The sequence below is a fragment of the Bacillus sp. 2175 genome (assembly GCF_057812155.1).
In genome coordinates this window covers 4,066,161-4,080,495 of the sequence record NZ_CM173819.1, presented here as the reverse complement: position 1 = coordinate 4,080,495, position 14,335 = coordinate 4,066,161, and the positions used below count along the sequence as shown (strand labels likewise).

At 36.3% G+C, this 14,335-nt stretch carries 16 protein-coding genes; 13 read left to right on the top strand and 3 right to left on the bottom strand.

The window, feature by feature from the left end:
* Positions 1 to 109: 109 nt before the first annotated feature.
* Genes nadD through ACXKY9_RS21125 form a run of 4 tightly spaced genes read left to right on the top strand, consistent with a single transcriptional unit; the run spans position 110 to position 2,337 of the window.
* Positions 110 to 679 (top strand): nicotinate-nucleotide adenylyltransferase, encoded by a 570-nt coding sequence (nadD, locus tag ACXKY9_RS21140; RefSeq protein ID WP_001226048.1) that lies wholly within the window; start codon positions 110 to 112, stop codon positions 677 to 679.
* A complete protein-coding gene (yqeK, locus tag ACXKY9_RS21135) occupies positions 669 to 1,238 on the top strand; it encodes a bis(5'-nucleosyl)-tetraphosphatase (symmetrical) YqeK (RefSeq protein ID WP_001078474.1) in 570 nt (189 codons plus the stop codon). Before nadD ends, yqeK begins: the two co-directional genes overlap by 11 nt.
* Positions 1,235 to 1,591, top strand: coding sequence for a ribosome silencing factor (gene rsfS, locus ACXKY9_RS21130; protein WP_000998193.1), 357 nt, complete (start codon positions 1,235 to 1,237; stop codon positions 1,589 to 1,591). The genes yqeK and rsfS overlap by 4 nt, the downstream gene beginning before the upstream one ends.
* The gene (locus ACXKY9_RS21125; protein ID WP_000873080.1) at positions 1,588 to 2,337 is read left to right on the top strand and encodes a class I SAM-dependent methyltransferase; all 750 of its coding nucleotides are present in this window, start codon (positions 1,588 to 1,590) and stop codon (positions 2,335 to 2,337) included. The genes rsfS and ACXKY9_RS21125 overlap by 4 nt, the downstream gene beginning before the upstream one ends.
* 172 nt (positions 2,338 to 2,509) lie before the next feature.
* Here ACXKY9_RS21125 and comER read toward each other — a convergent pair whose 3' ends face one another.
* Positions 2,510 to 3,337, bottom strand: coding sequence for a late competence protein ComER (gene comER, locus ACXKY9_RS21120; protein ID WP_001020560.1), 828 nt, complete (start codon positions 3,335 to 3,337; stop codon positions 2,510 to 2,512).
* 77 nt (positions 3,338 to 3,414) lie between these two features.
* Here comER and ACXKY9_RS21115 point away from each other — a divergent pair, with 77 nt between their 5' ends.
* The 3 genes from ACXKY9_RS21115 (at position 3,415) to ACXKY9_RS21105 (ending at position 6,971) form a co-directional block, all read left to right on the top strand.
* The gene (locus tag ACXKY9_RS21115) at positions 3,415 to 4,014 is read left to right on the top strand and encodes a helix-hairpin-helix domain-containing protein (protein ID WP_000989929.1); all 600 of its coding nucleotides are present in this window, start codon (positions 3,415 to 3,417) and stop codon (positions 4,012 to 4,014) included.
* 63 nt (positions 4,015 to 4,077) lie between these two features.
* Positions 4,078 to 4,635, top strand: coding sequence for a ComE operon protein 2 (locus tag ACXKY9_RS21110; RefSeq protein ID WP_000439773.1), 558 nt, complete (start codon positions 4,078 to 4,080; stop codon positions 4,633 to 4,635).
* 14 nt (positions 4,636 to 4,649) lie between these two features.
* On the top strand, positions 4,650 to 6,971 hold the full coding sequence (locus ACXKY9_RS21105) for a DNA internalization-related competence protein ComEC/Rec2 (RefSeq protein WP_002132665.1): 2,322 nt from the start codon (positions 4,650 to 4,652) through the stop codon (positions 6,969 to 6,971).
* A 31-nt stretch (positions 6,972 to 7,002) separates the two neighbouring features.
* Here ACXKY9_RS21105 and ACXKY9_RS21100 read toward each other — a convergent pair whose 3' ends face one another.
* On the bottom strand, positions 7,003 to 7,137 hold the full coding sequence (locus tag ACXKY9_RS21100) for a YqzM family protein (RefSeq protein WP_000997609.1): 135 nt from the start codon (positions 7,135 to 7,137) through the stop codon (positions 7,003 to 7,005).
* Between the two features lie 346 nt (positions 7,138 to 7,483).
* Between ACXKY9_RS21100 and holA the strand changes: the two genes are divergently transcribed.
* Complete coding sequence (gene holA / locus ACXKY9_RS21095) at positions 7,484 to 8,494, top strand: DNA polymerase III subunit delta (RefSeq protein WP_001279908.1); 1,011 nt, start codon at positions 7,484 to 7,486, stop codon at positions 8,492 to 8,494.
* 83 nt (positions 8,495 to 8,577) lie between these two features.
* Here holA and rpsT read toward each other — a convergent pair whose 3' ends face one another.
* Positions 8,578 to 8,835, bottom strand: a complete 258-nt coding sequence (gene rpsT / locus ACXKY9_RS21090) for a 30S ribosomal protein S20 (RefSeq protein ID WP_001274011.1) — start codon at positions 8,833 to 8,835, stop codon at positions 8,578 to 8,580.
* A 180-nt stretch (positions 8,836 to 9,015) separates the two neighbouring features.
* Here rpsT and gpr point away from each other — a divergent pair, with 180 nt between their 5' ends.
* The 5 genes from gpr to hemW all read left to right on the top strand — a co-directional run bounded on the left by gpr (position 9,016) and on the right by hemW (position 14,211).
* On the top strand, positions 9,016 to 10,119 hold the full coding sequence (gene gpr, locus ACXKY9_RS21085; protein WP_000662616.1) for a GPR endopeptidase: 1,104 nt from the start codon (positions 9,016 to 9,018) through the stop codon (positions 10,117 to 10,119).
* Positions 10,116 to 10,481 (top strand): YqxA family protein, encoded by a 366-nt coding sequence (locus tag ACXKY9_RS21080; protein WP_001215034.1) that lies wholly within the window; start codon positions 10,116 to 10,118, stop codon positions 10,479 to 10,481. The genes gpr and ACXKY9_RS21080 overlap by 4 nt, the downstream gene beginning before the upstream one ends.
* Before the next feature lie 210 nt (positions 10,482 to 10,691).
* On the top strand, positions 10,692 to 12,515 hold the full coding sequence (gene lepA / locus ACXKY9_RS21075) for an elongation factor 4 (RefSeq protein ID WP_001030951.1): 1,824 nt from the start codon (positions 10,692 to 10,694) through the stop codon (positions 12,513 to 12,515).
* Positions 12,516 to 12,645: 130 nt separating this feature from the next.
* A complete protein-coding gene (locus ACXKY9_RS21070) occupies positions 12,646 to 13,020 on the top strand; it encodes a winged helix-turn-helix transcriptional regulator (protein WP_001293539.1) in 375 nt (124 codons plus the stop codon).
* Between the two features lie 51 nt (positions 13,021 to 13,071).
* Positions 13,072 to 14,211: a radical SAM family heme chaperone HemW gene (gene hemW, locus ACXKY9_RS21065; protein ID WP_000249425.1), complete on the top strand. Its 1,140-nt coding sequence runs from the start codon at positions 13,072 to 13,074 to the stop codon at positions 14,209 to 14,211.
* Positions 14,212 to 14,335 lie beyond the last annotated feature (124 nt).

Here is a 14,335-nt window from a genome sequence, read left to right as displayed (position 1 = left end):
TGATGCGTAATGATGTAGAGAGCGAAACCAATTGAACTTTTATTAATAGCAACTCTCTTCATTCCTAACCGAGGAGAGTTGCTGTATATAAAAGGAAGGGGCGTTTCTTTTGAGGAAAATTGGCATCATTGGCGGTACATTTGATCCGCCTCACTATGGACATTTGCTAATTGCAAATGAAGTATATCACGCTTTGAACTTGGAAGAAGTATGGTTCTTGCCAAACCAGATTCCGCCACATAAACAAGGGCGGAATATTACAAGTGTAGAAAGTCGTTTACATATGTTAGAGCTCGCGACTGAGGCAGAAGAACACTTTTCTATTTGTTTAGAAGAGCTAAGTAGGAAGGGCCCATCTTATACGTATGACACTATGTTACAATTGACGAAGAAGTATCCGGATGTGCAGTTTCACTTTATTATTGGTGGGGATATGGTTGAATATTTACCGAAGTGGTATAACATTGAAGCTTTACTTAATCTTGTAACGTTTGTTGGAGTTGCAAGACCTGGGTATACATTGCATACACCATATAAGATTACTACAGTGGAAATTCCGGAATTTGCAGTTTCTTCATCCTTATTACGTGAGAGATATAAAGAGAAGAAAACGTGTAAATATTTACTTCCTGAAAAAGTACAGGTATATATCGAGAGGAATGGGTTGTATGAATCGTGAGAATGCACTGCATATTGTCAAACAACAAATGCATGAAAAACGTTATATACACACAATTGGTGTAATGGAGACAGCGATTGAGCTTGCTAAGTTATACGGTGTGGACGAGAAAAAAGCAGAGATGGCAGCTATATTCCATGATTATGCGAAATGTAGAGCAATTTCAGAAATGGAAGAGATTATTAAACGTGAAGATTTGCCGAAAGATTTACTTTGCTATAACAAAGAGTTATGGCATGCACCTGTTGGGGCATACTTAGTAGAAAAAGAAGTAGGCATTACGGATTCTGAAATTTTGCAAGCTATTACATATCATACAAGTGGTCATGAGAATATGACGATGTTAGATAAAGTGATTTATGTAGCTGATTACATTGAACCTGGGCGAAAGTTTCCAGAAGTGGAAGAGGCTCGTAAACTCGCATATACGGATATAAATCAAGCCCTATTATTTGCGTTAAAGAGAACAATTCAATTTTTAATGGAAAAAGATCAGACGATTTATCCATTAACATTCCAAACATACAATGCAGTTATCAAGGAGGAAATGAGTAAATGAACGATAAAGAATTATTAGTATTAGCGGCAAAAGCAGCTGATGATAAGAGAGCAGAAGATATGGTTGTCCTAAATATGCAAGGTATTTCACCAATTGCAGATTATTTCATTATTTGTCACGGAAATTCAGATAAACAAGTGCAAGCAATTGCACGTGAAATTAAATCAAAAGCACATGAGTTCCAAATCGACGTACAACGTATGGAAGGGTTTGACGAAGCACGTTGGGTATTAGTTGATCTTGGAGATGTAGTTGCTCATGTATTCCATAAAGATGAGCGTAATCACTATAATTTAGAGCGTCTATGGGGTGATGTGCCACGTGAAGATATTACAGAAGAGTTAGGCCAATGAAATACGAACAATTTGCATTGTTGTACGACGAACTAATGAATGATGTCCCTTATGATAAATGGGTGGAATTTACAGAGGGAAGTTTACAGCAGGCAGGTATGAAAGAGGCAAAAATTCTTGATGTAGCATGCGGTACAGGTAATGTAACCCTGCCGCTTGTGCAAAAGGGTTACGATTTAATAGGTGTCGATCTTTCAGAAGAAATGTTAACAGTCGCTCAGCAAAAACTAGGCGGAGAAGGGCATTTTATTCCTTTTTACCAACAAGATATGCGCGAGCTTGATGTTCCGGGTGAGTTTGACTGTGTAACGATTTTTTGTGATTCATTAAATTATGTATTGCAAGAAGATGGAGTACAAGAAACATTTAGAAGAGTATTTCACCATTTACGTCAAGATGGTTTGTTTTTATTTGATGTACACTCTTTATATAAAATACATCATGTATTTCAAAATGAAACGTATACAGTGAATGGAGAAGAAATATCTCTTATTTGGAATTGCTTCCCTGGTGAAGAATCAAATAGTGTAGAGCATGATTTAACATTCTTTGTTCAAGATCCAGAAGAAGATGTGTACCATCGGTTTGACGAATGTCACGTGCAACGTGCATATCAAGTGGAAGAGTTAACGAAATGGCTTGAAGAAGCAGGTTTTACAGTGCTTCGTGTAACAGGTGATTTTGAGCGACTTGAAGTTACAGAACAAACAGAGCGTATTTTCTTCATGGCGAAGAAAAACGGATAAAAACAAAAGCAACCGAGAAGGTTGCTTTTGTTTTATAAAGAAGATGTATTTTTAGTTCTAGCATAATCTAAAGATCGTATGCGTAAAGTGTGGGAATAGTAGTTGAAGTGAAAATGTATTGTAAAAAAGTAAGTATTTATAAAAAGGATTTGGAATGAAAATGACGTATTTATTATGTGTGTTTATTGAATTGCTGATCAACGCATTCTAAATCTTCATCAAATTTTTCATGTGTTCGCTCGATTAACTTATGGAACATATCTCCAACGTGTTCTTCTAAAACCCGAATGCCTTCCCCAGTAACGCCGCCTTTCACGCAAACCTTTTCTTGTAAGGTAGGTAATGTGAAGATTTCTTTTTCAAGTAATTTCCCCATCCCCACGACCATTTCACTTACTAAAGTAGTAGCCTCTTCGTGTGTAATATTTGTTTTATCTACAGCAGCGTTAATGAAGCATTGTAGTAAATAACTAAAGAAAGCAGGACCGCAACTTGCTATATCAGATGAAACGCGCGTTATATCTTCTTTTATTACAAGAGGTGTAGAAATGTTTTTGAATAGACGAAGTAGTTTTTGTTGCCATTCTTCAGAGCAATTATCTCCAAATGTAAATAGTGAGGCGCCAGAGAGAGCGCGATTTGTGATACTTGGAATGATACGCGCGACGTGGCAAGGTACGAGAGTCTCTAATTGTGATGGAGATATTGGACTTGTAATAGAAACTAAGCACGTTTCATCAGAAAAATGTTCAGCGTATTTTTTTAGGATAGGGTATATATCTATCGGCTTAACACAAATAAAAATAAGTTGTGATTGTTCGATTACTTCCGGGATTGTTTTTGCTATCTGAACAGAAGGGTATTTTTCTTTTATATGATATGCTTTTGCGGGCGTCCGATTAATGATTGTAAGGCAAGAAGGTTTGACAGCACGGGTTTCTAAAAATGCATCGATTAGTATATTTCCCATGTTTCCTGTCCCTATAATTCCTATGTTCAAAGTTTCATCCCTCCTTCGTAACAGCTTTCTCCTAAACAATATGAATGATGTTATAAATTTATGATTAGAGGTGTAAAATGATGTGGGATTTTCCGAAAAAGTGGTTAGGTTTAGTAGCTATTATTGGAACTTTACTTTTTCTTGTTTTTTGGAAAACGAATCAGAATGTAGAACGAACGCCTATTACAATGAATGTACAAGAGAAGGAGATAGAAAAAAAGGGTAAACCGAAAATATCGGATACAAAGGAACAGAAAAGAACAATTATAATTGATGTGAAAGGAGCGGTTAGTAAAGAAGGGGTATATGAAATGAAGGAAGGAGATCGCGTAAAGGATGCGGTTCAAAAGGCTGGTGGTTTTTTATCAGAAGTAGATATGAAAAAAGTAAATTTAGCACAAATTGTACAAGATCAAATGCTTCTTTATATACCGAGTAAAAATGAGTCAGAACAAGGGGTGCTTACTTCTTCTAAGGAAGATGGCAAGATTCGAATAAATACAGCGGCGAAAGAACAACTAGAAAAAATTACAGGGATTGGCTCTCGAAAGGCAGAAAGTATTTTGAAATATCGAGAAGAACATGGTCCGTTTCAGAAAATAGAAGATTTATTAGAGATTGATGGGATTGGTGCGAAGTCTCTTGAAAAGATAAAAGGTCAAATTATTATTCCGTAAAAGATTGACGAAGTTTTTCTTCTTTCGCTACACTACAAGTAGACAAAAAAGTAGGTGAAAAATATGGAACGAATTTCATGGGATCAATATTTTATGACGCAAAGCCATCTACTATCTTTGCGTAGTACATGTACAAGGCTTGCGGTAGGAGCGACAATCGTTCGCGATAAACGAATTATTGCTGGTGGGTATAATGGTTCAATTAAAGGTGGCGTACATTGTATAGATGATGGTTGTTACGTAATCGATAATCATTGTGTTCGGACAATTCATGCCGAAATGAATGCTTTATTACAATGTGCCAAGTTTGGTGCGAAAACAGAGGAAGCAGAAATTTACGTTACGCATTTCCCTTGTTTACAATGTTGTAAGGCAATTATTCAAAGTGGTATTACAGCGGTTTATTATGCGCAGGATTATAAAAATCATCCATACGCCATAGAGTTATTTGAACAAGCGAACGTAACAGTGAAGCACGTTCCGCTAGAATATGATATTGCTGCATTAGAGGAGCAAAAACGTTATACAGAGTTGAAAGAATTATTTGCGTCTTTAGAAAAAGATAATTTATCAATGGAAGAATTACAGCATGTATTCACGAAAGCAAAAATGATGCTATAAGGAGTGAGTATAAGTTGCAGGAACAATGGGGGTATGTTGCAATCTCATTTATAATAGGGGTTGCAATTGCCTTTTCCTCGTCACTTTTATTGATAGTTTTTTGCCTCTTTTTAAATGTTTTCTTCTGTTTATATCGCACTTCGCGTAAAACCTTCATTTTTTGTATTGTAGCGTGCTTTAATAGCGCCATATACACTTCCTATGTTCAAACGTGGAATAAGCCTCTAGGGGAGTCCTATGGAGTTACAAGAGGGGTTATACAAAATGCACCGCTTGTTAATGGGGATCGCCTATCTTTTCAATTTGAAGATCAGAATAAAAATATAGTGCAGTTAAGTTATAGAATCAAATCAGTCTTGGAAAAGAAAAAAATGCAACAATTATACGCAGGGATATCATGTGTATTCGAGGGTGAGAGGAAAGAACCGGAAACAGCTCGGAATTTTCATGGTTTTAATTACCGTGATTATTTATACAAACAACATATTCATTTCACATTTGAGGCTACATATATTTCTGAATGCTATAAAACATCACTGTCGCTCACGCAATGGATTCTTCTTTTGAGGCAACAAGTAATCTCGAAAGTTACAGAAATGTTTCCAGAGCAATCAGGTGCTTTTATGAATGCATTACTATTTGGTGATAGACAACAAATGACGTTTGAAGTGGAAGAGCAATATCAACAATTTGGTCTTGTACATTTGTTAGCAATTTCAGGTTCGCACATTGTACTGTTAATGGTGATAGTATATTTTATTTTGCTAAGAAGCGGTGTGACAAGGGAGGTAGCAACAATTTGCCTTATCGTTTGTATTCCTTTGTATATGGTTTTAGCAGGGGCGTCACCCTCTGTTATAAGAGCTTCTATAACAGGAGTTTTGATGTTAATTGCTTTTATGTGCTCGATTCGTTTATCTAGTTTAGATGCTTTAAGTGTAACAGCTATATGCATGCTTATATATGACCCTTATCTTGTTTTTAATATTGGATTTCAGTTTTCTTTTGTAGGTAGCTTCGCTTTACTTTTGTCTGCTCCGTTATTGTTAGAGAGTAGCAACGGAGTAATCCGAAATTCTATTTATATTTCTATCATTTCACAGCTCGTTAGTACTCCGATTTTGTTATACCACTTTGGTTATTTTTCTCCATATAGCATTCTCCTCAATCTCTTATACGTTCCGTTTTTATCTATCATTGTATTACCATGTAGCATTATTATTTTACTGTGTATGCCAATTGTCCCGTTTCTCGCAAAAGGATTTGCCGATGTATTATCAATAGGCTTGAGTATGTCTAATGATTTTCTAAGTTATTGTGAAAGTTTACCATTTACCCAGCTTATCTTCGGGGAAACGCCCTTCAATCTTGTAGCTGTATATTGCGCCAGTATTGTCAGCATATTGATGGTTTGGGAACGGAGAGCGCCGAAAAAAATAGTTTGTATAGTTGCGAGTGTATTTCTTTTTATTAGCACATGTCATTATATATATCCATATTTTAGAGGCGGCGGAAGTGTAACATTTATTGATGTTGGACAAGGTGATGCAATATTAATTCGCCTTCCGTATGATAAAGGGATTTATCTTATTGATACAGGTGGAACGCTTCGTGTGAATAAGGAAGAATGGCAACAAAAAAAGCATGAATTTTCTGTTGGAAAGGATGTTTTAATACCCTTTTTACAAAAAGAAGGTATTAAAACAATTGATAAATTAATCGTAACGCATGGAGATGCAGATCATATAGGTGCTGCGCAAGAATTATTATCATATATACCTGTAAAAGAAGTGGTATTTGGCCGAAAGGGAAAAGATGCAGTATTAGAAAAAGTAGTAAAGAAACAGGCATTAGAAAAGGAAATGAAAATAACTGAAGTGGGGGAAGGGGAGAGTTGGAGTGTAAATGAAGCGGAATTTTTCGTTTTAGCTCCAAAAGGAAAAGAAAAAAGCGAAAATAACGCTTCAATTGTAATATGGGCAAAATTTGGAGGGTTGAAGTGGCTATTTACAGGCGATTTGGAAGAAGAAGGGGAAAAGATTTTAGTAGAGGCATATCCAGATTTACAAGTGGATGTTTTAAAAGTTGCTCATCATGGGAGTAATACGTCATCTATAGAGCCTTTTTTGAACGTCATACAGCCTCGTGTAGCGATTATATCTGTTGGTAAGCAGAATAGGTATGGACACCCGCATAAAGAAGTGATAGAGCGTTTTGAGAAGATGGGGAGTGCGATATGGCGCACGGACAAGCAAGGTGCTATTTCCTATGTTTTTAAAGGGGAAAATGGAACCTTTAAAAGTAAAATCACATATGATAAAACACATAATAGATGAAAAAGAGAAGACTGCCATGAAGTGGCAGTCTTTAAGAACCGATAAATTTAATAACAGTTGCAATGATGAAAAGTGTTGCGAAAAAACCAAATGAGACGATAAATCCTACCCCTGAATCAATAGCGTCATTGCGTTTACTTTGAACGTTTTGTTCAAAATCATTCATTTAGAATCCCTCCCCAACATTCCACTTTAGTATAAAATATTGTCAGAAAAAAATCTACAATTTCCATATGAAGAGAAAACGAGCTTTTTTGTTACTTGTAAATCATGAAGTAATGTGAGTTTTTCGTTTCCAAGCATGTTAACAGTTGGCACTTATACTCAAATTTTTATTGCGAATAATAAAGGGAAGGTGATTACCGCACACCAATAAGAAACCCGGGGCTTATTGCGTGGCGTTTAATATAAATAAAGGGACGGGTTATAAAGCCTGTTCCTTTGTACTTGTAAAACAAAAGCTAGGGCATTAGTATAAATATATATTGCCAAGTTAGGGAGTAGGAAAAAGTATGAGTGATATACATAAAAAAATTAAAAAGAAACAGTTTGCTCCGTTATATTTAATATATGGAACGGAAGCTTTTTTTATAAATGAAACGATAAAGCTTATTACGACAGAAGCACTTGAAGAAGAAGATCGAGAGTTTAATGTTGTGACATACGATTTAGAAGAAGCGTATTTAGAAGATGTGGTTGAGGATGCGCGTACGCTTCCTTTCTTCGGAGAACGGAAAGTACTGTTAATAAAATCACCGCTATTTTTGACTTCGCAAAAAGAAAAGTTAGAGCAAAATATAAAAATTTTAGAAGAATACATTGGTGAACCTTCTCCATTTTCTATTCTTGTTTTTGTTGCGCCTTACGAAAAACTTGATGAGCGAAAAAAAATTACAAAACTATTAAAGAAAACAGCAGATGTAGTAGAAGCGAATGCGATGCAAGTACAGGATGTTCAGAAGTGGATTGTTGCTCGTGCAGATGAAGTGCATGTGCATATTGATAACGCGGCTGTTAGTTTGTTGCTAGAGCTTGTGGGAAGTAATGTAACGATGTTGGCGAAGGAAATGGACAAGTTAACGTTATACGTTGGTATGGGCGGAGAGATTACGACGAAACTTGTTGCAGAGCTTGTGCCAAAATCAGTTGAGCAAAATGTATTTGCTTTGACAGAAAAAGTGGTGAAAAAAGATATTGCAGGTGCAATGCAAATTTTGGATGGATTATTTACGCAGCAGGAAGAGCCGATTAAATTGCTTGCGTTATTAGTGAGTCAATTCCGCTTGTTGTATCAAGTGAAAGAGCTACAGCAACGTGGTTATGGACAAAATCAAATTGCGTCTCATATTGGTGTACATCCGTATCGTGTAAAGTTAGCAATGAATCAAACGAAGTTTTTCTCTTTTGAAGAATTAAAAAAAGTGATTATAGAATTAGCGGAAGCTGATTATAGTATGAAGACGGGAAAGATGGATAAGAAGCTTGTGCTCGAATTTTTCTTAATGCGATTAAATCATATGTGATGACACAAAAAAGTTCATGCACTTAGTGCATGAACTTTTTTGTATATAAAAAAACGATCCAAATGGATCGTTTTTTAAACGCCTTACGCGTTTACTTGTTTCGCTAAGCGAGATTTTTGACGAGCTGCAGCGTTTTGGTGGATAAGACCTTTACGAGCTGCTTTGTCAAGTTTTTTAGAAGCAGTTTTGAAAGCTTCTTTAGCATTTTCAAGATCGTTATTAGTAACTAAAGCTTCTACAGTTTTAACAGCAGAACGCATGTCAGACTTGATAGAAGCGTTATGTGCACGACGCTCTTCGCTAAGTTTAGCGCGTTTGATAGCAGATTTGATGTTTGCCATACTTTTCACCTCCCTGGTGCAATCGAATGACTCGATTCTTACATAGAACAAGTGATATTCTATCAAACGGTGAAGAGAATTGCAATAGTATATCCATGAAATTTCACGTAAAGGAAAGAATGACCTTATATAACTTTGGGAAATCTAACGATATTTACTATGAATTACGGAGGAGATACGATGAAAGAACCATTAGATTTAAGTAAATATAGCATTAGAACTGACCTTGCTGTAGAAGCTCATCAAATGTTGCAAGAAAGCCAAGAAGAACAAAAAGGGATACAGGGAGTTATTGTAAAAGAGAGAGAAGAAGAAGGTACTATAATTACAAAAGTAACGATTGATGAAGCTGCCTCTGAAGCGATGGGGAAAAAACCTGGAAATTATTTAACACTTGAAGTACAAGGGATACGTCAGCAAGATACAGAACTTCAACAAAAAGTGGAGCGTATTTTTGCAAAAGAATTTTCTTGTTTCTTAGAAGAGGTTGGAGTTACAAAAGAAGCAAGCTGTTTAATTGTAGGTCTTGGGAATTGGAATGTAACACCAGATGCTCTTGGACCGATAGTTGTAGAAAATGTATTAGTAACGAGACATTTGTTTCAATTGCAGCCTGAAAGTGTAGAAGAAGGATTTAGGCCTGTTAGTGCAATTCGGCCGGGGGTAATGGGGATTACAGGAATCGAAACGAGCGATGTTATTTATGGAATTATTGAGAAGACGAACCCGGACTTTGTAATTGCAATTGATGCATTAGCTGCTCGTTCTATTGAACGAGTAAATAGCACGATACAAATTTCTGATACTGGAATCCATCCTGGATCAGGGGTTGGGAATAAACGTAAAGAACTAAGTAAAGACACATTAGGTATCCCTGTTATCGCAATTGGTGTTCCGACTGTGGTCGATGCTGTTTCGATTACAAGTGATACGATTGATTTTATTTTGAAACATTTTGGTCGAGAGATGAAAGAAGGAAATAAACCTTCACGATCTTTGTTACCAGCGGGATTTTCATTTGGAGAAAAGAAAAAATTAACAGAAGAAGATATGCCGGATGAAAAGAGCAGAAATATGTTTTTAGGTGCTGTTGGTACATTGGAAGAAGAAGAAAAAAGAAGGCTGATTTATGAAGTGCTATCTCCTCTTGGTCATAATTTAATGGTAACCCCAAAAGAAGTAGATACTTTTATTGAGGATATGGCGAATGTAATAGCGAGTGGTTTAAATGCAGCGCTACATCATCAAATTGATCAAGATAATACGGGAGCATATACACATTGAGGGGAACAGATGATTATGGTTTGAGTCGCTTTGCGCTTTTGTGTATATGTAGTGTAGCTTTATGTTTACTTATGATGATAGCAGGAGTGGCACTTGCTAATCATGGTTTGAAAAGTATGAAAGGCTATCAGCAATTGTCATATGAACAAATAGCTCATATGACAGGGACAGAAAGTACAGGTGCTGAATCAGAAATTTTGGGTAGCTCGTTTTCGGCCTCAGAAAAACAACAGCAATTAGAACGTTTAAGAAGTTTTAATGTTGTAGAAGGAATTGGGATGGCGGTAGCAAGTGTAGCTTATGAAATGACGAAGTTCGGGACGGATATAGTTGTTGGGAAAATAAAAGGAATTTTTAGCTAAGAGTAACATGGGAGGCGGTTGTTTTACTGATTTGTAGGACAGCCGTTTTAAAATTTGAAAAGGGTTTGTCTCTTATGGTTTATTCGCATAAGATATAGATAGAATGATTTGTATCGTAAGCAGCACGAGTTTTCATTGAATCTTTGTTGCTCTATTGATATAATCAGTGCTAGTGTATATTGGCGAGACTATTAGGAGTTGAGAACATAGATGAATAAAGAAGAAAGAGCAAAAAGACAGTCCAAAATTCGTAATTTCTCTATTATTGCTCATATTGACCACGGAAAATCAACGTTAGCAGACCGTATTTTAGAGAAAACAAACGCGTTAACACAACGCGAAATGAAAGCTCAGTTGCTTGACTCTATGGATTTAGAGCGTGAGCGTGGTATTACAATCAAATTAAACGCAGTACAATTAAACTATAAAGCAAAAGATGGTGAAGAGTATATTCTTCATTTAATTGATACACCAGGACATGTCGACTTTACGTACGAAGTATCTCGTAGTTTAGCGGCTTGTGAAGGCGCGATTCTTGTAGTAGATGCAGCGCAAGGTATTGAAGCGCAAACGTTAGCAAACGTATACTTAGCGCTTGATAACAATTTAGAAATTTTACCAGTTATTAATAAAATCGACTTACCAAGTGCGGATCCAGAACGTGTACGTCAAGAGGTAGAAGATGTAATTGGTTTAGATGCATCAGAAGCGGTACTTGCTTCTGCGAAAGCTGGAATTGGTATTGAAGAAATTTTAGAACAAATTGTTGAAAAAGTACCAGCTCCGTCGGGTGATTCAGAAGAGCCATTACAATGTATGATTTTCGACTCTTTATATGATCCGTACCGCGGTGTAATTGCTTATATCCGTGTTGTAAATGGAACAGTAAAAGTTGGCGATAAAGTACGTATGATGGCAACGGGTAAAGAATTTGAAGTAACAGAAGTAGGTGTATTTACACCGAAAACTACGCAACGTGACGAGTTAACAGTAGGTGATGTAGGTTTCTTAGCAGCATCGATTAAAAATGTTGGTGACACACGTGTTGGTGATACGATTACACATGCGAAACGTCCAGCTGCAGAGCCGTTAGCAGGTTACCGTAAGTTAAATCCGATGGTATTCTGTGGTCTGTATCCAATTGACTCTGCTCGTTATAACGATTTACGTGATGCATTAGAAAAATTAGAGTTAAACGATTCTGCTCTTGAGTTTGAACCAGAAACATCTCAAGCGCTAGGATTTGGTTTCCGTTGTGGTTTCTTAGGGCTTCTTCACATGGAAATCATTCAAGAACGTATTGAACGTGAATTTAAGATTGACTTAATTACAACAGCGCCAAGCGTTATTTATAAAGTTTATTTAACTAACGGTGAAGATGTTATTGTTGATAACCCATCTAATATGCCAGATCCACAGTCTATCGATCGTGTAGAAGAGCCGTTTGTGAAGGCTTCAATTATGGTTCCGAATGACTATGTTGGAGCTGTAATGGAGATTTGCCAAGGTAAACGTGGAACGTTTATTGATATGCAATATTTAGATGAAACGCGTGTTACATTAACATATGAAATCCCGTTATCAGAAATCGTATATGACTTCTTCGATCAATTGAAATCAAATACGAAAGGGTATGCATCATTTGATTACGAGTTAATTGGCTATAAACCATCTAAACTTGTGAAAATGGATATTCTTTTAAATAATGAACAAGTGGATGCTTTATCATTTATCGTACACCGTGATTCAGCGTATGACCGTGGTAAAGTAATCGTAGAGAAATTAAAAGAATTAATTCCGAGACAACAGTTTGAAGTGCCAATTCAGGCGACTATCGGAAATAAAGTTGTAGCACGTTCTACAATTAAAGCGATGCGTAAAAACGTACTTGCAAAATGTTACGGCGGTGACATTTCTCGTAAGCGTAAACTTCTTGATAAGCAAAAAGAAGGTAAAAAACGTATGAAGTCTGTTGGTTCTGTAGAAGTACCGCAAGAGGCATTTATGGCTGTACTGAAAATGGATGACAACTAATATTTGAAATAAAAAAGAAGTCGTTTGTGCGGCTTCTTTTTTCTGTATAATTACTTTTTAGACATCTGAGCAGCTCTCATTTACAATAATGAGAGAGCTTTTTAGTTCATATAGAGTTAGGAGATTGTTAATGTCCGAAAATATTCGAAAAGATATTCAAGATAAAATACAAAATGGTAATTTTAATTGTGAAAAGGAATTGACGCTTTCTATTATTAGTGGAAAGTGGAAAGTTGTGATACTGTGGCATCTTGGTGTGGAAGGACCACATCGTTTCAGTGAATTACAACGGTTATTCCCAAGCATTTCTCATAAAGTTTTGTCGAACCAATTAAAAGAGTTAATGGAAGATGGAATTGTTGATCGGACAGTATATCCCGAAATTCCTCCTCGCGTTGAGTATTATATGACGGAACTAGGCATGTCACTTTTACCGATCGTTGAAATGATGTATGATTGGGGAAAAATGCGAATGGAACAAATTCGTAATACGTTAGAGAAGTAGAGAACCCTCCGGAGTGCGGAGGTTTTCTTTTTAGAAAGGTAGGAGTTATATTTGGTACAAGCTGCATATATTCATATTCCGTTTTGTCAGCACATTTGTCACTATTGTGATTTTAATAAAGTGTTTATTGAACGCCAACCGGTTGATCAATATTTAGATTATTTAGAGAAGGAAATAATAAATACGGTTCAAAAAATTCCGTTTGATAGTATAAAAACGATTTTTGTGGGCGGGGGAACTCCGACAGCGTTAAATATGGAACAGACAAAAAAATTACTCGAGATTATTAATCGTCATTTGCGTCCGTTCGCCCCAAATTGTGAATTAACATTTGAAGCGAATCCAGGAGATCTGCCGAAAGAGAAGTTGAATGTACTGCTAGAAGGTGGAGTGAATCGAATTAGTTTTGGTGTGCAAACGTTCCGTGATGAACTGCTTGAGAAAATCGGGCGCAAGCATACGAGGGAAGATGCATTCCTCGCGATTCGAGAAGCGCAGGAAGTAGGATTTAAAAATATTAATGTAGATATTATTTATGCTTTGCCAGGACAGACGATAGAAGATGTAAAAGAAACATTAGATATTGCTTTTACGCTTGGTGTACAACATTTCTCTGCATATTCATTAATTGTAGAACCTAAAACAGTGTTTTATAACTTAATGAACAAAGGGAAATTGCGTCTTCCGGGTGAAGACCATGAAGCGAAAATGTATGAAATAGTAATGGATGAAATGGAGAAACACGGTTATAACCAGTATGAAATTAGTAATTTCTCAAAAGGTGACAATAAAAGTAGACATAATCTCACATACTGGAATAATGAAGAGTATTATGGATTTGGAGCTGGAGCTCATAGTTATGTGAACGGGGAACGTATTCAAAATGTAGGTCCGCTGAAGCAATATTTTAATAAAATTGATGAAACAGGATTTCCGTATTTAGATGTTCACAAAGTGACGGAGAAAGAAAGAATGGAAGAAGAGCTGTTCTTAGGGCTTCGAAAAACAAAAGGTGTTTCTAAAACGGCGTTCCGCAATAAATTTAATATAGAGATGGATCAAGTTTTCGCGAAGCAGTTACAAAGCAACCAAGAGCAGGGATTGCTTGAAGAGGAAGATGGACATGTGCGTTTAACGCGAAAAGGAAAATTATTAGGGAATGAAGTATTCCAATCATTTTTGATTGACTAATTAAATGTTCCATAGGCGTGAAAAAGTTTCATTATTTCGTGACGTTTCCGTTGACAATTGAATGTCAATTTTGGTAAGTTATTAATAGATTTAGCACTCAAAGACAAAGAGTGCTAACAGAGGT

Bases quoted from the DNA above. Each gene is read 5' to 3' on its own strand.
- yqeK (WP_001078474.1), top strand. From the start codon at position 669: ATGAATCGTGAGAATGCACTGCATATTGTCAAACAACAAATGCATGAA.
- rsfS (WP_000998193.1), top strand. From the start codon at position 1,235: ATGAACGATAAAGAATTATTAGTATTAGCGGCAAAAGCAGCTGATGAT.
- ACXKY9_RS21125 (WP_000873080.1), top strand. From the start codon at position 1,588: ATGAAATACGAACAATTTGCATTGTTGTACGACGAACTAATGAATGAT.
- ACXKY9_RS21115 (WP_000989929.1), top strand. From the start codon at position 3,415: ATGATGTGGGATTTTCCGAAAAAGTGGTTAGGTTTAGTAGCTATTATT.
- ACXKY9_RS21110 (WP_000439773.1), top strand. From the start codon at position 4,078: ATGGAACGAATTTCATGGGATCAATATTTTATGACGCAAAGCCATCTA.
- ACXKY9_RS21100 (WP_000997609.1), bottom strand. From the start codon at position 7,137: ATGAATGATTTTGAACAAAACGTTCAAAGTAAACGCAATGACGCTATT.
- holA (WP_001279908.1), top strand. From the start codon at position 7,484: ATGAGTGATATACATAAAAAAATTAAAAAGAAACAGTTTGCTCCGTTA.
- rpsT (WP_001274011.1), bottom strand. From the start codon at position 8,835: ATGGCAAACATCAAATCTGCTATCAAACGCGCTAAACTTAGCGAAGAG.
- gpr (WP_000662616.1), top strand. From the start codon at position 9,016: ATGAAAGAACCATTAGATTTAAGTAAATATAGCATTAGAACTGACCTT.
- lepA (WP_001030951.1), top strand. From the start codon at position 10,692: ATGAATAAAGAAGAAAGAGCAAAAAGACAGTCCAAAATTCGTAATTTC.
- ACXKY9_RS21070 (WP_001293539.1), top strand. From the start codon at position 12,646: ATGTCCGAAAATATTCGAAAAGATATTCAAGATAAAATACAAAATGGT.